Here is a 17759-nt window from a genome sequence, read left to right as displayed (position 1 = left end):
CATCAAGGGGGCGGGCACTTTGAATACAGCCAGAATTACCAATCCAGTGATATGGGCAGATGTCCCGGATGTGGATGTCATCCGGGTCGGCCCGGTGTTCTATATGGTCAGTACCAGCATGCACTCCATGCCGGGCTGCCCGATTATGAAATCAGTGAATCTGAAGGACTGGGAGATAGTGGGTTACGTCTATGACACCTTCGAGGACAACGAGGCCCACCGGCTGGAGGACGGCAAAGGCATCTATGCCAGCGGCTCGTGGGCGGCATCGTTGCGTCACAAGAACGGGACCTTCTATGTATGCTTCTCCTCCAATGACATGGATCAGTTCTATATCTACCAGACCCGGAATATTGAGCATGGGCCATGGGAGCGTTCGGTTATTCCGGGGCTGTACCATGACCCGGCGCTGCTGCTGGATGATGACGGCCGCAATTATGTGATCTACGGGAACGGGGATATCCGGGTCCGGGAGCTGACAGCGGATCTGACGGCTGTGAAGCCCGGCGGAACGGATCAGCTGCTGCTGGAAGGCGAGCGGAAGGACATCATGCTGCGGATGGAAGGCTGTCACGCCCATAAGCGGGACGGCTACTACTTCCTCTTTTTCATTGAATGGCCGTCGGCGGGGAATCAGCGCAGGCGCCAGCTATGCTACCGCTCCCGGGAGCTGCTGGGTCCATATGAGCACAGGGTTGTTCTGGATGATGATCTGGGCTACCGCAATAACGGCGTGGCGCAAGGCGGGCTGGTGGATACAGAGGAAGGAGACTGGTACGCTGTACTGTTCCAGGATCACGGGGCAGTTGGGCGTATTCCCTGCGTGTTCCCTGTGACCTGGGAGAACGACTGGCCGGTGATCGGGGATGGCGGCAAGGCTCCGGTGTCCTTCGGGACGAAGCTTCCCGCCGGGGAGCCGAAGGCGCTTGTGATCAGCGATGAGTTCGAGTATGCGGAGAACCGGCTGGCGCTCCAGTGGCAATGGAACCATAATCCCGATAACGGGCTATGGTCGGTTACCGAGCGGCCGGGCTGTCTGCGTCTGCGTACAGGCCGGACGGCAGACAGTGTCCTGACGGCGCGCAATACGCTGACCCAGCGGACGGAGGGTCCGGCTTGCAGTGCCGAGACGCTGCTGTATCTGGGCGGCATGAACGAAGGGGACCGGGCCGGCATGGTTGCTCTCCAGTCCGGGTACGGCACGGTTGGGGTGACAGCGGGAGAGCAGGGACAGTTCACCGTGGAGATGTGTATCCAGGGTGACGATGGCGTTGAAGTGGTGGAGAGTATCCCATTCACAGGGGAGCGCATCTCCCTCAGGATTGATTTCAACTTCAAGGATGGTGTGGATGAAGCCAGGTTCTTCTATTCAGGGGATGGTGAGGTGTGGCATTCCATTGGTCAGACCCTGCATATGAAATATACACTGGATCATTTCATGGGCTACCGGATTGGCTTGTTCAATTATGCGACCCGGCAGACCGGCGGCTATGCCGATTTCGGTTATTTCCGTTATCACAGAGAGGATTAAGCCCGGGTCTGGAAATGGGAAGTATATTCGCTGGGTGTCATCGATGTATGCTGTTTGAATATTCTTCCGAAATACGTCAGGCCCGTGAACCCGACTCTGAAGGCCACCTCCTGAATCGAATACCGGCGAAGCTGGAGCAGGCGGCTGGCCTCATGCACCCGCAGCATGTTCACATATTCGATTAAGGTCTTGCCGGTATTCTTTTTGAACAGATGACAAAAGTAGTTGGGGGTCACACAGCAGATCCGTGCGGCCTCCTCCACAGTCAGCGGTTCATGGAAATGGTTGCTAAGGTGAACCAGCAGGGGCTGGATGCCCGTCTCCTGCCGGTCTTTTTTGGAAGGCGGTGCTGTGAACTCTGCCAGGGGATAAGCTAGACCCAGGGAAGAGAACAGGCCGCCTTTGATACATAATTCATACCCGGGGCTCTTGCTCTGGTAGCTGTAAATAATCTGTTCAATGCATCCTCTGATCTGGCGGGTAACCGGCTGGTCCGCCCCATAGAAGGCAGGCAGCCGGATCTCACCGGAGAGGAGCGGCCGGATATGCTGAAGCTCAGTCAGGTCCCGTATACCGTTCAGCAGCGCTTCGTTGTAGACAACCGCATACAGCTCACTGCCATCCTCTGTCGGGTAGGCCGCATGAATCTGCGGACGGCTGACGAAGGCAAGCTCACCCTGCACCAGCTCTCTGGAGTGGGGGCCGACCTGGACGCGGAAGCGGCCCTTGGTCACGAGAATCCATTCGAGATGGTCATGCCAGTGAGGCGGAATAATACTGCGGTCCGGAAAGCAGATATGAAATACATTGATGGGAAACAGGCCCTCGGGAATTTCCGTGTGCTCTTTTTTCCATGGATACGGCTTGTCCTCGAACGCTCCACTCATCTTATTCCCTCCACACAATCGTAATATCGTATGATAGATGCGTACTTTTATGTATAGTATAGCGGCTTTGCACTCTTTATAATGTGGTTGCAACCTTATTATAGAACTGTTGGAGGGATCGCGCTATGTTTCGTGAAGAGAATGGCAGACTGATCAGAGAATATGACCATGAGAGAGTCTGGATAGAGCCTTGGGGAGAGCATTCGCTGCGTATCCGGGCTTCGTATGCGGAGATTACCGATGAGCAGTGGGCACTTCTGCCTGCTGTGCAGACGCTGAGTCATATATCGATTACCCCAGAACGTGCGACGATTGTGAACGGGAATATCCGGGCGGAAATAACAGATAAGGGACAGATATTCTTCTATAACCAGCATGGCAAGCTGCTTCTTAACGAGACGGAGGATACCTATCAGTTAAAATACGGGGGCAGAGAGCTAAGCGCCATCCCCGGCAGCAGTGACTTCTCCGTGAAGCTCCGGCTGGAGGCGGACCCGCAAGAGAAGCTGTATGGCATGGGGCAGTATCAGCACTCTTTCCTGAACCTGAAAGGCTGCTCGCTGGAGTTGACCCACCGCAACAGCCAGATCAGCATTCCGTTCGTGCTGTCCAGCGCCGGTTACGGGTTCCTGTGGCATAATCCGGCGATCGGACAGGCGCATTTCAGCCTGAATGTGACCGAATGGACAGCCCCATCCACCAAGCAGCTGGATTATTGGATCACCGCCGGTGACTCGCCTGCCGAGATCGAGGAGGCATATGCCAAGGCTACGGGAACCGTGCCGATGATGCCGGAGTATGGCATGGGGTTCTGGCAATGCAAGCTCCGCTACCGTACGCAGGAGGAATTGCTGGAGGTGGCGAGGGAGCATAAACGGCGGGGTCTGCCGATCGACGTCATCGTGATTGATTTCTTCCACTGGACGAATCAGGGGGACTGGCGGTTTGACCCGGAATATTGGCCCGATCCTGAGGCGATGGTGCAGGAGCTGCAGGAGCTGGGCATTGAGCTGATGGTCTCGGTCTGGCCGACTGTCCAGACGGAGAGCGAGAATTATAAGGAGATGCTGGAGAAAGGGTACCTGTTGCGCTCGGACCGCGGGGTGCGGACGCAATTCCAGTTTCTAGGCCAGAATGCGATCTTCGATGCGACGAATCCGGAGGCCCGCAAGTTCCTGTGGGGACTGATTAAGCAGAATTATTATGATAAAGGGATCAAGGTCTTCTGGCTCGATGAGGCGGAGCCGGAGCTGACGGTCTATGACCATGATATCTACCGTTATCATATCGGCTCCAGTAAGCAGATCGGCAATATTTACCCCATGAAATACAGCCAGACCTTCTATGACGGCATGGCGGCTGAAGGCCAGGAGAATATCATCAATCTGGTCCGTACTGCCTGGGCGGGCAGCCAGCGCTACGGGGCGCTCGTATGGTCCGGAGATATTCACTCCAGCTTCAAGGTGCTCAGCATTCAGGTGCGGGCCGGACTGAATATGGCCGTGGCCGGGATTCCATGGTGGACCACCGACATCGGCGGCTTCCACGGGGGCAATCCGGCAGATGCCTCCTTCCGGGAGCTGATGGTCCGCTGGTTCCAGTACGGCGCGTTCTCTCCGGTGTTCAGGCTGCACGGGGACCGTTCCCCTTTTGTTCAGCCCACCGGAACGCGGGGCGGGGGCGTATGCGGAAGCGGCTCGGATAATGAAGTGTGGAGCTACGGGGATGAGGCGTATGTCATCTTCAAGGAGTTCATGCAGATGCGGGAGCGGCTGAAGCCGTATATCCGCGGGCTGATGCAGGCGGCACATGAGAAGGGCACGCCGCCTATGCGTCCATTGTTCTATGATTTCCCTCAGGACCCGGCGGCCTGGGATATCGAGGACCAGTATATGTTCGGTCCCGACCTATTGGTCGCCCCGGTGCTGGGCGAGGGTGAACGGGCGCGCAAGGTATACCTGCCGTCCGGCTCAGAGTGGACCCATGTCTATACCGGGACTGCCTATGCCGGCGGACAGGCTATTATGGTCGATGCGCCACTTACGCAGATTCCGCTGTTTGTGCGGGACGGTGCTGTGTTGCCGTTGCTTGGCGGGGAAGAAGTATAAAAGAAAAGTCAAACAGAGCAGCGATTCTCCTGATAGTGGAGGGTCGCTGCTCTGCTATGTGGGCCAAATGTATGCGAAAAACCGAATACATTGGGCAGTGCGGGTGCGTGTGGGCTGAATGTATATGAAAAACCGAACACATTGGACAGTGCGGGTGCGTGTGGAAACAATGGGCAGTACCGGGTGCGTGTGGAGCAAATGTAATCGAAAAACCGATCACATTTGGCTAGGCGGAGGCGCGAGGATGGAATGTAGTCGAAAAACCGATTACATTTGGCTAGGCGGGAGCGCGAGGATGGAATGTAATCGAAAAACCGATTACATTTGGCATGGCAGAGGCGCGAGGATGGAATGTAGTCGAAAAACCGATTACATTGGGCTAGGCGGAGGCGCGAGGATGGAATGTAGTCGAAAAACCGATTACATTGGGCGTGGCAGAGGCGCGAGGATGGAATGTAGTCGAAAAACCGATTACATTGGGCGTGGCGGAGGCGCGAGGATGGAATGTAATCGAAAAACCGATTACATTTGGCATGGCAGAGGCGCGAGGATGAAATGTAGTCGAAAAACCGATTACATTGGGCGGCGGCGAGAGAGTGCCGATAGTTGGAGCAACGATGTATTCACATTTCCACATACCCTTTGCCATACTCCTAACTAACTCCCACCATAGCCTCGTCTAACTCCGACCCTATTACACTCCCGCTATTCCCCCTTCCGAATCAGCGGTTGCTTGGAAGCCAGACGCTCCCGGTAGGCGCGGGGGGAGAAGCCGGTCAGCTGGCGGAACTGGCGGCAGAAATGCTCGACATTGGCGTAGCCGCAGAGAGCGGCGATCTCGGCGATTTTGTGCTGGCCGAAGCCCAGCTTCTCCTTGGCCAGCCGAATCCGGCATTGGATGACATCCTCCATGCATGAGATGCCGAAGGCGGATTTGTAGATGGTCTGGAGGTAGCCGGTGCTGATATGCAGATATCCCGCCATCGAGGATACAGTCCAAGGGTGGCCCGGATTGCTGTACAGCGTCTTGCGCAGCTCCAGCAGATTATAATACTGCGGCGTCAGCTTGTCCTGGGACGCTTCGGACAGCTTGTTGAACAAGAGGCGGAACAGGTAGTCAATGGACAACTCCCGGTAATCGTTCTGGAACGAGTTCTCCAGCGTCAGCAGCTGGAACAGCTGATGGCAATACCCGGGATCGGGCAGGGAGAACGGGCTGCCCAGCGGCAGGACGCTTTCGGTGATATACGATTCATCCGCATCGAAACGCACCCAGTCGTTGACATACCTCCGGGAGCAGGCGCGGTAATAGATGTTGTGCCCTGGAGGATACAAAGCGACAGAGTGAGCGGGAAACTCCTTCAATTCACCGTCCACTTCAAACACCGCCGGGGTCTGGGTCAGGACAAGAAGCCAGGCGTCCAGTCCTTCGGGGATACTGTAGACGAAATTGGCCGGATGTGCGGCATCGTATTCCACGTAATGAATTGTGGGCATGGGCTTCTCCTTTCTGCGGATAGATCAATTAATGGTCAGTAAATATCATTGTTAGTATATTAGTGAATCTCTATAATTTGTAGTGGATATAAGAGTGAATTCGAAGGTTAACCGAACAGTGCGTGATTATTATTATTAGTAATTATCAATAGGAAGGAAGGTTATGGATCCATGATACCACAACAAAACGAAGATCGGAAAGATATCCTTTGCTATACAAGACTGCCGCAGGAGGATATCGTGTATGCATCGAAGCTGGCTTATAGTATGCACCTGGCTTACAAGACGGAGAGGGGCCAGTATCAGGCATTGAATCATAACTCGGGTGTCCTGTTCGCCAAGGCGACAGAGAATGAGGATGGGACGCTTCGGGCCAAAAGCCTGAAGAAGCCTTATCTTTTCTACTTGGCAGACGGAAATTTCGGCGTTCTTGCCGTGCGCACCGAGGCAGACGGTGAAGCGGATGACCAAAGCAAGGGGAAGGTACTGCTGTTCTCTTCGGCCGATCTGCTGCAATACAGTGAGATTGGACTGCTGGAGCTTAAGGCGGATACTCATGTAAGCGATGTCTCCTGCACCTACGACCCGGAGCGGAACGGTTACCTGATCCAATGGATAGACGGGCAGGGCCAGGGCTATGAGAATTTCACTGCCGACATCATGAGCCTTACGAATGTCTCAGCATCGGTGGAGGCGGAGCCGTTCACGCTGGAAGCGGTGCAGACTGATATCGAGGGAATCCAGCCGCGTAATGTGATCTCTGTCTCCGCCGGGATCGCCCGCAGACTCTTCTGTAAGCTTACGGTACCGGATAACATTGCTGTCGTAGTACCGGACCGTGTGAATGCGGCATCGGTGGAGGATGTGAAGGCGGTTCGGGCAACGGCCCTATATAGTGATGGAACGCAGGCTGCCAAAAAAGTCCATTGGAACACGGATGCCATCAACTGGGACAAGGCCGGAACCTACAGCATCTCCGGGAAGATCCATCAGGATCACTTTCCATTCCCGGTTGCACTTAACCGTGCGGACCCTTGCATTGCAGAGTGGAGGGGGAAATATTATTTCATTGCGACTAATGATGCGGATAAGGAACATACGTTGTATATGAGGGAAGCCGATACTATTCCCGGGCTGGTGACAGCCGAGGAAGCCCTGATCCTCGATTCCTCCACGTATGAAGAGATTGGCGGCCTGCTGTGGGCACCGGAACTCCATATCATTGAAGACGAGCTGTATATTTTCCATGCCGCCACACCCGGCGAGTTCTTCCATGAGGAATCACATGTGATGAAGCTGAATCCGGGCGGGAATCCCATGAATGCTGCGGACTGGTCCAGGCCCCGCCGGGTAGTGAAGAAGGACGGCAGCTATCTGTGCGAAGCAGGTAAGACGATCTCGCTGGATATGACGGTCATCCGCTGGAATGGTAAGCTCTATGCGGCATGGTCGGAGCGCCAATTCCTCCCTGTGGATCTTGGAGCCTGGGTCTATATCGCCACGATTGACCCGCAGGAGCCGTGGAGGCTGACGAGTGATCCGGTGCTGCTGACCCGGCCGGATTACGGCTGGGCCAATAACCATACGTTCGTGGATGAAGGTCCGTTCGCTCTGTACACCGATGAGAAGCTGTACGTGACTTTTGCCAGTGCAGCGGTGGATGCTACTTATGTGGTCGGTCTGCTGACCGCAGACAAGGGGGCAGATTTGCTGGATATCAAGAGCTGGACCAAGGGCAATTATCCGCTGCTGACCTCCAGAAGCGTGCCGGGGGAATACGGCCCGGGTCATAATTCCTATGTGACGGACGAGGACGGGGTCATCTGGAACGCCTACCACGCCAGACCGGGAATCGAGGGACCGCGCAGCTCCGGCCTGCGCCGTGTGCATTTTGACATTGATGGTGCTCCAGTTCTGGATCTTACCGAGGAGAAGGACCTGAATCCGGGCCTGAAGCAGATATCCATGGAAGTCATCGTAGGCTAGACTACGGGCCCGCCTAACTCTATAATATTCCTTATCATCGGGGAATCCTTGACCGTTTACTTAGGCCGGGGATTCCCTTTGTTTCACGATCTTACCGGAGGAGTGGATGCTGAAGTGTACGGGATCATTATTGTCGATGATGAGCTGTTTGTCCGCAAGGGCCTGATCGGAATGATTGACTGGGAGGGTAGCGGATTCCGGATAGTGGATGAGGCGGACAACGGGGAAGATGCGCTGGAGCTGATCCGGGCCAAGCGGCCACAGCTCGTAATCACCGATATCCGCATGCCGGTCCTGGATGGCATCGGGCTGATTGAGGCGGTGACCGAGGAGCAGCTTGGAATGGAATTTATCATTATCAGCGGATATAACGATTTCCGGTATGCCCAGCAGGCTGTCCGGTATGGCGTGCTGGACTATGTGCTGAAGCCGATTAATGAGCACGAAATTGTGAAAGCGCTTCATAAGTTCCGCGATTTATTCACTGCGCGCAAGCAGCTCCAGGACCGGCTGAGCATTCATGAGGGAGTGAAGCGGGTGGAGGCGCTGATCCGGGGGGAAGCGGCGGATGAAGTGCTTGACGCCTGGGAGCAGCAGTGGATAGAGGCGGGGTCCCGCCAGTTCACCTATGTGTTGCTGGAGGTGAACAATGTGTTCCCCTGGAGCGGGCAGTCCATGCCCGGGAAGGCGGAGCTGAAGGATGCGATCCGGCAGGCGGTGCAGCAGTTCACAGCAGAGACGCCTATTATCTATGAGCACCGGAGGTTCTTCGGCTTCATTGTGCCGGAACATTATCTGGCGAACCATGAAGGGGAGCTGCGCAGCTTCGTGGCGGATTGTCTAAGCAAGCTCTACGAGCGTTATCCCCTGCAGGTTCAGGCGTATGCGGGCAGGCCGGTAAGCACACTTCAGGAGCTGAAGCATTCGTATACCTCGGCCAAGGAGACGGTGGAGTACAAATATGTCCGGCCTGCCCAGCCGATTCTGCTGTCCTCTGATATTGCCGGTCTGTCCCTGAACTACATCCATGCCAGTAGTAGGGTGTTTCAGGCGCTGATTGAAGCGATTGAGGAGGGTAAGCACACGGAGATCATGGGCGGGATCGGTAAGCTGTTCGCAGAATTTCAGGAGAAGCTGGTCTCCCGGGAAGCGATGAAGGCCGTAGCCATTCAATGCGTCCATAGTGTGCTGCATACTATACGGAGCATGGAGGGGGATGAGAAGCAGCTGGCGAGCCTTGTCCCGATGATGAACTGGCCGGATCATAACATCACCCTTGCGGAGCTGAGGTCCTTGTTCGAAGCCTTTGCGCTGGAAGCGGCGGAGCGGATTCAAGAGCTGTACCAGAGCTACGGCAGCAGCGGGCTGTACCGGATCAAGTGCTATGTGGACCGGAACTTCCATGAGAACCTGAACCTCAAGCAGATCGCAGGCCAGTTCTATATGAACTCGGCCTATCTTGGCCAGGTGTTCAAGAAGAATTACGGCATGTACTTCAATGACTATCTGCTCCAGCTGCGTATCACCGAGGCCAAGAAGCTGCTGCGGCAGACCGATCTGCGGATCTATGAAATTGCCGAGCAGGTCGGATTCAAGAATGCCGATTATTTCGTCACCCAGTTCGAGAAGCTGGAGCAGAGAACGCCTACAGAATATAGAAACCGGACGGGCAACCGTTAATGCCAGGAGGGGGCGCTGCATGAAGCTGCTGAATAATATCCGGCTCAGGAATAAAATGTTCCTCGTCTATTTCCTCGGGGTCATCGCTCCGATCATTCTTACGAATGTGATCTTCTACAACACGATTACCGGAAATGTGAAGGCGCAGCGGATCAAGGACATCGATCTGGCGGTGGAACAGATTAAGAATGAGTTCCGGCTGATGGTGGATCAGGCTGTGGGCTTATCCTCTTTTTTCTATGCGGATTACAAGACCAATGAGGTACTGGACCGTAACTTCACACAGACTGAAGACTATGTTGAGGCGTACGACCTCTATCTGCGATCCACCCTGAACAACTATTCCCCGTTCTCTTCCTCGCTGCAAAACAAGACCATCTATGTGGATAACCCCACGCTGCTGAATTCTGGGAATATCGGGATTCTGTCCGGGGAGGTCCGGGAGAGTGTCTGGTATAAAGAGTGGATGCAGGAGGCCTCTTCCCAGCCGATGTTCGTCCGCACCCAGGATGCAGGCGGCCGGTTCCAGTCGTTCTCGCTGCTGCGGCGGATGGATTATTTCGCGGACAGGATGGTCAAGGAGAAGCTGGTGAAGATTGATTTTAAGACGATTGATCTGATGGAGGTCTTCGCCAATCTGAACGTGCAGGGGGATGTGTATCTGCTGGGGCCGGAGGGCCGGATTGAATATACGACGAACCGGGCCATAGACTGGCAGGGGAAGGACCGGCAGCTGTATACCTCCCTGAAGCAGGAGCAACTCATTGATTTCGAGAAGGAGTACGGCAGTATCAGCTATCTGTCCGGCTGGCGGATTGTCGGCACAGTGAATGAGAAGGAGATTATCAAGGAGGTGCTGAAATCCCGTTATTTCATCCTCTGGTCGGCCTGCCTGATGATGATTGTCCCCACCGTTATTATTCTGATCATTACCCGTTCGATCAACCTCCGGATTATTGAGATCCTGAAGCATATGAAAAAGGTGAAGACGCAGCAGTTCCAGATGATCATGCACGGGGAATCGCGCGATGAGATCGGTCAGCTGACCCTGGAGTTCAACAGTATGATTATGCAGATTAAGGCTCTGATTAACGATGTGTATCTTACAGAGATTCAGAAGAAGTCGCTGGAGCTGGAGCGGCGGAAGGCGCAGCTTAATGCTCTGCAGAGCCAGATTAACCCGCACTTCCTGTTCAATGCGCTGGAGACGATTCGGATGCGGAGCCTGCTGAAGCAGGAGAACGAGACGGCCAAAATCATCCAGAGTATGGCGATGATCCTGCGCAGCTCGCTGACCTGGAATAAGGAGTGGGTGAGCGTGGAGGAGGAGCTGGGCTTCATTCTCTGTTTTCTGGATATCCAGAAATACCGGTTCGAGGATAAGCTGAGCTATCATATCGAGGTGCAGCCTGAGGCCTACGCCTGCGTTGTCCCCAAAATGGTGTTCCTGCCCTTCGTGGAGAACGCCAGTATTCATGGCATCGAGCCGCTCAAAAAAGGCGGAAGCATTAAGATCCGCATCAGCGTGGAGGGGGATGAGGTGGTCTTCCAAGTGGCGGACAACGGGATTGGCATGAGCAGTGAGCAGGTTGACACTCTGTACGGATACCTCGACATGGAAGGGATTATCGGCGAGCGGATCGGAATACAGAATGTTATCTACAGAGTAACCATGCTATATGGCAGGCGCGCAATCTTCCAGGTGGACAGCAGACCGGGTGAAGGGACACGGATTGAGCTGAGAATTCCAGTTCATCCATAGTTTTCAAAGGAGAAGCCATAATTTCACGGGTAACGGAGGAATGAAAACGCTTTTATACTAAAGAAGCACTAAACCATGAATATACAAGGGGGAGTACAGGCAATGGGTAAAAGCAAGAGAATATGGCTTCTCGCTCTGACGGCAGTCGTCTCATTATCCGTGGTGACGGCTTGCTCGGGGCCTAATAATGCCAAGAAGAATACGGGGACGACGGAGCCGACAAGCGCTGCCGCTACCACAGAGAACGAACCCAAGCAGGATAAGGTAACGTTCAAAATCTTCAACGGGGTAGCCGGCTCGAAGGACGGAAATACCAATGAGACGACCATCGGCAAGCTGCTGGAGGATCAGACCGGTGTCAATTTCAAGCTGGAATTCGTCGTGGGCGACCTTAATACCAAGATTGGAACCATGATTGCGGCCAACGATTACCCGGATGTGCTGATTCCCGATGCCGCTATAGAGGAAGTGCTCAATGCCGGCGCATTCATCCCGCTTGACGAGCTGATTGAGAAGTACGGGCCGAACATCCAGCGTGTGTATGGCAAGTCGCTGAATCAGATGCGCTCCAAGGATGGTAAAATCTATTTCCTGCCGATTGCCGCCCAGGTGAACGATTTCATTCCTGAGCCGGAAGCGGGTGCGGGGTTCTGGGTTCAGCGCCGTGTGCTGGAGGAAGCGGGTTATCCGAAGATCAAGACGCTGGATCAATATATAGAGCTGATTAAGAATTACCGCGACAAGCATAAGGATGAGAATCTGACGGGGATGGTCTCCCTTACGCATGACTGGAGATTCTTCGCCACCTCCAACCCGCCGATGCATCTGATGGGCTATCCGAATGACGGTAACGTTACAGTGGATACCAATACCTGGGAAGCCAAGACCTATGCCGGTGCAGAGTCCACCAAAAAGTGGCTGAAGGCGCTGAATGACCTCAATGCTGCCGGTCTGTTCGATAAAGCCTCCTTCGTCGATAACTATGACCAGTATATCGCCAAATTAACCTCCCACAAGGTGCTCGGCTTTTTCGACTACCGCTGGCAGGTGGATAATGCGCTGAATGTGTTGAAGGATGCCGCCCGTAAAGATCCTTCCCTGGATGGTTTCAAGTACTTCCCGCTGCCGGTAACCTTCGAGGAGGGCACCCCTGATGCCTATCTTGATCCGCCTGGGGGCCTGGTAACGAATCGCGGAATCGGGATTACCGTCAGTGCCAAAGACCCGGTCCGCATCATCCAGTTCTTCGACAACATGCTGACCGAAGAGAACCAGACCCTGATGTCCTGGGGCATCAAAGGCGAGACGTATGAAGTGAATGAGAAGGGCCGCTACTACCGTACGCAGGAGCAGATCGACAAGATTGACGAGCCGTTCAGAGAGAGCTTCGGCTTCAAGTACTTCAGCTGGAACTGGCCGATGTACAACACCACCTCTACCCTGGCTGACGGGAATGCCAAGAATGTTGCCAGCCAGCCGGAGGTCTTCCAGATGACGCTGACCGACGAGGATAAGGCGATCTTAGAGAAATACGGCGTACAGACCTATAGCCAGCTGTTCGCTGAACCGGTTCCGCGTCCATACTTCCCGGCGTGGGGCTTCGCGAAGGAACAGAATTCCCCGGAACAGCTCTGGGAAGCCAGCAAGGATGAAATGACGAAGAAATATTTCCCTAAGCTGGTGCTGACGACTCCGGATAAGTTCGAAGCAGTCTGGGAGGAATACATGAAGGAATTCGGCAAGCTCGATACTGCGGGTTATGAGAAATGGACCACTGAGCAAGTCAAAGCGAAGGTCGAACTGGCGAACCAATAGCCGCCGGAATCGGCGGGAAAGACCAGGGCTGTACCGAGATGCTGGTCTTTCCTGCTTGCCGCTTAGACACCCCGGTGCGCTGAAGGAGAGAGATACGGATGGATAAAAATACGGTACCCGCGTTATCCCGGCCAGCGGCGGATAAGGAGCCGGGCCGGATGAGGCTGTTCTTCAAAAAGCTGGGCCAGCAGCGGGCCTTGGCAGTGATGTCAGTCCCTTTTCTAATCTGGCTATTTGTATTCAAATACTTGCCGCTGTGGGGCTGGAGCATTGCCTTCCAGGATTATAAGCCGGCCAGGAAGTTCATGGAGCAGACCTGGATTGGCTTCGAGCATTTCAAATTTCTGTTCGGGGATGACCGCTTCCTCCGGGTGCTCCGCAATACGCTGGCGATGAGCTCGATTAACCTGTTCTTCGGCTTCGTCACCGCGATCACCCTTGCGTTGCTGCTTAATGAAATACGCAATATTGCCTTCAAGCGTGTAGTGCAGACTGTCAGTTATTTGCCGCATTTTATCTCCTGGGTCGTGGCGGCGAGCATCATTCAGACGACGCTGTCCCCGGATGGTACGATTAACCAGCTGCTGGTGGGTCTGGGCTTCCTGGACCGCGGCAATGAAATCCTGTTCCTGGGAATCCCGGAATACTTCTGGACCATCTTCGGAGCCAGCTCCGTCTGGAAGGATATCGGCTGGAACACCATCGTCTACCTGGCCGCTATGACGACGATTGATCCCACACAGTATGAAGCAGCGGAGATCGACGGCGCGAACCGGTTCAAGAAAATGATCTATGTCACGCTTCCGGGCATCAAGTCTGTTGTGATTGTCCTGCTCATTATGAATATCGGCTATCTGCTGGAATCGGGATTCGAGCCGCAGTACCTGCTGGGCAACGGCATGAATGTGGACTATTCCGAGAACATTGATATATTCGTACTGAAATACGGAATTGCCCAGAGTAATTTCTCCCTGTCCATCGCAGCGGGAATGTTCAAGACGGTCGTCAGCTTCATCCTGCTGTTCATGGCGAATAATGCCGCGAAGCGCATGGGCGAAGCCAGGCTGTATTAATAAAGGAGGCGCAGGCATGGAAACCGCAGCTGTCCATAAGAAAAAACGCAAGCCCCCGATAAGCTCTTCCACCGGCGACCGCTTGTTTGTCATTTGCAACTACTGCTTCATGATCGCACTAATGATTGTTACCCTGTATCCGTTCGTGAATGTCCTTGCCGTGTCGCTTAACAATGCGCAAGATTCTATTAAAGGCGGGATCTACCTTCTTCCCAGAGAATGGACGCTGGCGAATTACAATTATATTCTGAGAGAGGCCACGATTTTTCATGCGACCTTCATCTCGGTGCTGCGCACCGTGATCGGAACGGTAGTCACTGTCTTCTGCTCGGCCATGCTGGCCTACACGCTTAGCAGACAGGATTATGTGCTGCGCAAATTCATCACCGTAGCTTTTATCATGACGATGTACTTCAACGGCGGCCTGATTCCCAATTACCTGCTGATACGGGATATGGGATTGGTCGGCAGCTTTTGGGTCTACATTCTTCCGGGAATCATCGGGGTGTTCAACCTGATTATTATCCGTTCCTTCATTGAAAATCTGCCGGAGAGCATTATTGAATCGGCGAAGATTGACGGGGCGGGGGATTACCGGACCTTCTTCAGCCTCATCCTGCCGCTTACGGTGCCCGTGCTGGCTACGGTGGCGCTGTTCTCGGGAGTGTTCCAGTGGAATTCGTGGTTCGATGTGTTCCTCTACAACTCTTCGGATGAGAAGCTGAGTACCCTGCAATATGAGCTGCAGAAGATTCTGCAGAACTCCAACACCACCACAGGCACCTCGTCGCTGGACGGGATGATCCAGGGGGCAACGGGAGGCCAGCAGAATGCGGTCACTCCGATGTCCGTGCGGGCAACGATGACGATAGTAGCGTCCGTGCCGATTATTATGGTGTATCCGTTCCTGCAGAAGTATTTTGTCAAAGGCATGATGGTCGGCGGGGTAAAAGGTTAGGTTGTCTAATTGTATACATGGTTATAGCAATATACAGAATATTCATTTAAAATGTCCATATGACATACAAGAAAGAGGAGGATTTATCATATGGAATATCATGTAGCAATGCAAGGGAGCGATCAGGCCCCCGGCACGGAGGAACAGCCTTTCCGCTCCATCTCCCGCGCTGCGGCGCTGGCGGAGCCCGGGGATACAGTTACTGTTCATGCGGGTACATACAGGGAATGGGTGAGCCCGGCTAACGGAGGAACAGAGGAACAGCGGATTGTCTATCAGGCTGCCGGGGACGGGGAAGTCGTCATCACAGGGGCTGAACCTGTTGCGGATTGGCAGGACGAAGGAGATGGTGTCTGGAGTACAGTGGTGCCGAACAGCCTGTTTGCTGTGCGCAATCCTTTTGCGGAGAAATTGTATGGCGACTGGCTGTTCGAAGGGGCGTTCGAGCCGCATCTGGGGGAGGTCTATCTGGACGGCAAATCGCTGTATGAATGTGATAGCGTTACCAAGCTGCGCGATCCTCAGGTATGGCCGCAGGCCAAGTACGCAGCGGACTCTCTGCAGCAGTGGTATGCGGAAGCAGGCTCGGCCGCCACTAAGATCTGGGCGAGCTTCGGGGGCAAGGACCCGCGCCGGGAGAATGTGGAGATCAGCGTTCGACCTTATTGCTTCTGGCCGGAGCAGACCGGACGGGGCTACATTACGGTCAGAGGCTTCACTCTCCGGCAGGCATCTCCGCAGTGGGCTCCGCCAACGGCATTGCAGGAAGGATTGATCGGACCTCACTGGAGCAAGGGCTGGATCATTGAGGACAACCACATCTGCGAGTCCAAATGCACAGGGGTGAGCCTGGGCAAAGAAATCTCAACCGGGCATAACGAGTGGTCAAATGGCCGGATGAAGGGCGGGACGCAGCGGGAGCAGGAGGTTATTTTCCGTGCACTCCGCCAGGATTGGCATAAGGATAACATCGGAAGTCATATCGTCCGCAATAATGTAATTCATGATTGTGAGCAGGCCGGGGTTGTCGGCCATTTGGGCGGGGCCTTCAGCCAGATTGTCCAGAACCGCATTTATAATATTCATCATAAACGGATTTTCCACGGGGCAGAGGTAGGCGGAATCAAGCTCCATGCTTCACTGGATACCCAGATTTGCGAAAATGTCATTTACAGCTCCTACCGGGCGTTATGGCTGGACTGGCAGGCACAGGGCACCCGGATCAGCCGGAATGTATTCTACGACAACCTGTCCGAGGATTTCTTCATGGAGGTGTGCCACGGTCCTTATATGGTGGATCACAACCTGTTCCTGTCGCCGATGAACTTCCGCAATATGGCCCAGGGCGGCGCGTTCGTCCATAACCTGTTCGCCGGAAGATTCGTTGTGCGTCCCGAGCTTACCCGATATACACCGTACCATATGCCGCATGAGACAGCGGTTGCGGGCTACAGCAATATCGCAGGCGGGGACGACCGCTATTATAACAATATCTTCTTGCGTGATGAAGATACGGACAATGAGGTAGTTCCGATGACGTTCTTCGAGCATCTGCCGCTTACCCCGAGAGAGCAGCTTAATGATAACGGTGAACGGGTAATGGACGGTATCCCGGATAATTCCCGCTGTTATCTGCATCCAGTTGGACTGGGCGGCTATGACGAGCACCCGAATGCGCTGCATAAGCAGTGGTGGGAATTGACCAAGGAAGAGATCAAGGCGATGATCGATTCCGGCAAGCCGTTCCATCCTGAACAGATGGCCCTTCCTGTAGCCATTCAAGGTAATCTGTATCTGAAAGATGCGGTGCCGGGTACACATGAGCCGAACGCGAAGGTCTATGCCGATAAGGGTCTTGAGATCGAGGTTGATCCGGCTTCCGGTAAGGTGCAGGTGCATATTGTGAACCCTGAGCTGCTGCGTGCTGCCGCGCCGACCGTGGTCACCACGAATCTGCTGGGCCGAAGCTATCACGCCGAGATGCGTTACGAGGAGCCGGACGGCTCGGCGTACCGGTTCGACCGCGATTTCTTCGGTAAGCAGCGCCCGGACTCGAATGTGACGCCTGGACCGTTTGAATTGACGGATAATGTTGCGGTAAAAATAGTGCTGTAACGCAGAATGCTTGAAAGGGGCTGTCCCAAAAGCCATGAAATGGCTGCTTGGGACAGCTTTTTATTGTGGGCGTGCCCAGAGGCACGCATTATCTAGTTGGTAACTGGGGAGACCCTCCCCCACACGGAATTTTTATTAGGAACCCGTAAAGAGGCGCTCTATAAGTCCAAAAGACGAAATGAATCGTCTGTGGGAGGGAGTCCGAGGGGCTCATAGTGCGTGCGTGGCAGCACGATCATCGGGCGGGTTAAAGTCCCGCTGAGCCCCGGACTAGGGGGCTCATATCCAAACCCGGGGGTAATGTAGTGAAACGGGGCTACCCGAACTCGCAAACCGGTCGGCCAAAG

11 protein-coding genes are annotated in these 17759 nt (G+C 54.4%); 9 read left to right on the top strand and 2 right to left on the bottom strand.

What is annotated here, in order from left to right:
* The first annotated feature begins 19 nt into the window (after positions 1-19).
* Positions 20-1531, top strand: coding sequence for a glycoside hydrolase family 43 protein (locus MHH78_RS24315; RefSeq protein ID WP_341169097.1), 1512 nt, complete (start codon positions 20-22; stop codon positions 1529-1531).
* Here MHH78_RS24315 and MHH78_RS24310 read toward each other — a convergent pair.
* Complete coding sequence (locus tag MHH78_RS24310; RefSeq protein WP_341169096.1) at positions 1528-2418, bottom strand: helix-turn-helix transcriptional regulator; 891 nt, start codon at positions 2416-2418, stop codon at positions 1528-1530. The two genes, MHH78_RS24315 and MHH78_RS24310, sit on opposite strands and share 4 nt — an antisense overlap.
* Before the next feature lie 125 nt (positions 2419-2543).
* Between MHH78_RS24310 and MHH78_RS24305 the strand changes: the two genes are divergently transcribed.
* Entirely contained in the window at positions 2544-4526 is a 1983-nt protein-coding gene (locus tag MHH78_RS24305) for a glycoside hydrolase family 31 protein (RefSeq protein ID WP_341169095.1), read from the top strand.
* A 705-nt stretch (positions 4527-5231) separates the two neighbouring features.
* Here the strand turns inward: MHH78_RS24305 and MHH78_RS24300 are convergent.
* On the bottom strand, positions 5232-6023 hold the full coding sequence (locus tag MHH78_RS24300) for a helix-turn-helix transcriptional regulator (RefSeq protein ID WP_076073631.1): 792 nt from the start codon (positions 6021-6023) through the stop codon (positions 5232-5234).
* Positions 6024-6263: 240 nt separating this feature from the next.
* Between MHH78_RS24300 and MHH78_RS24295 the strand changes: the two genes are divergently transcribed.
* The 7 genes from MHH78_RS24295 (at position 6264) to MHH78_RS24265 (ending at position 17412) form a co-directional block, all read left to right on the top strand.
* Positions 6264-8009, top strand: a complete 1746-nt coding sequence (locus MHH78_RS24295) for a family 43 glycosylhydrolase (protein ID WP_341169094.1) — start codon at positions 6264-6266, stop codon at positions 8007-8009.
* A gap of 78 nt (positions 8010-8087) precedes the next feature.
* On the top strand, positions 8088-9689 hold the full coding sequence (locus MHH78_RS24290; RefSeq protein ID WP_341169093.1) for a response regulator: 1602 nt from the start codon (positions 8088-8090) through the stop codon (positions 9687-9689).
* A gap of 19 nt (positions 9690-9708) precedes the next feature.
* The gene (locus tag MHH78_RS24285) at positions 9709-11451 is read left to right on the top strand and encodes a sensor histidine kinase (protein WP_341169092.1); all 1743 of its coding nucleotides are present in this window, start codon (positions 9709-9711) and stop codon (positions 11449-11451) included.
* A 102-nt stretch (positions 11452-11553) separates the two neighbouring features.
* A complete protein-coding gene (locus tag MHH78_RS24280; RefSeq protein ID WP_341169091.1) occupies positions 11554-13266 on the top strand; it encodes an ABC transporter substrate-binding protein in 1713 nt (570 codons plus the stop codon).
* 98 nt (positions 13267-13364) lie between these two features.
* Positions 13365-14339: an ABC transporter permease gene (locus MHH78_RS24275; protein WP_036693425.1), complete on the top strand. Its 975-nt coding sequence runs from the start codon at positions 13365-13367 to the stop codon at positions 14337-14339.
* 16 nt (positions 14340-14355) lie between these two features.
* A complete protein-coding gene (locus tag MHH78_RS24270) occupies positions 14356-15297 on the top strand; it encodes a carbohydrate ABC transporter permease (protein WP_340979174.1) in 942 nt (313 codons plus the stop codon).
* A 90-nt stretch (positions 15298-15387) separates the two neighbouring features.
* Positions 15388-17412: a right-handed parallel beta-helix repeat-containing protein gene (locus MHH78_RS24265; RefSeq protein WP_341169090.1), complete on the top strand. Its 2025-nt coding sequence runs from the start codon at positions 15388-15390 to the stop codon at positions 17410-17412.
* Positions 17413-17759 lie beyond the last annotated feature (347 nt).

This window comes from Paenibacillus sp. FSL H3-0333 (genome assembly GCF_038002805.1).
GTDB lineage: Bacteria > Bacillota > Bacilli > Paenibacillales > Paenibacillaceae > Paenibacillus_AQ > Paenibacillus_AQ silagei.
This window is presented reverse-complemented; position numbering and strand designations above follow the sequence as displayed.

Bases quoted from the DNA above. Each gene is read 5' to 3' on its own strand.
- MHH78_RS24310 (WP_341169096.1), bottom strand. From the start codon at position 2,418: ATGAGTGGAGCGTTCGAGGACAAGCCGTATCCATGGAAAAAAGAGCAC.
- MHH78_RS24305 (WP_341169095.1), top strand. From the start codon at position 2,544: ATGTTTCGTGAAGAGAATGGCAGACTGATCAGAGAATATGACCATGAG.
- MHH78_RS24300 (WP_076073631.1), bottom strand. From the start codon at position 6,023: ATGCCCACAATTCATTACGTGGAATACGATGCCGCACATCCGGCCAAT.
- MHH78_RS24285 (WP_341169092.1), top strand. From the start codon at position 9,709: ATGAAGCTGCTGAATAATATCCGGCTCAGGAATAAAATGTTCCTCGTC.
- MHH78_RS24280 (WP_341169091.1), top strand. From the start codon at position 11,554: ATGGGTAAAAGCAAGAGAATATGGCTTCTCGCTCTGACGGCAGTCGTC.
- MHH78_RS24275 (WP_036693425.1), top strand. From the start codon at position 13,365: ATGGATAAAAATACGGTACCCGCGTTATCCCGGCCAGCGGCGGATAAG.
- MHH78_RS24270 (WP_340979174.1), top strand. From the start codon at position 14,356: ATGGAAACCGCAGCTGTCCATAAGAAAAAACGCAAGCCCCCGATAAGC.
- MHH78_RS24265 (WP_341169090.1), top strand. From the start codon at position 15,388: ATGGAATATCATGTAGCAATGCAAGGGAGCGATCAGGCCCCCGGCACG.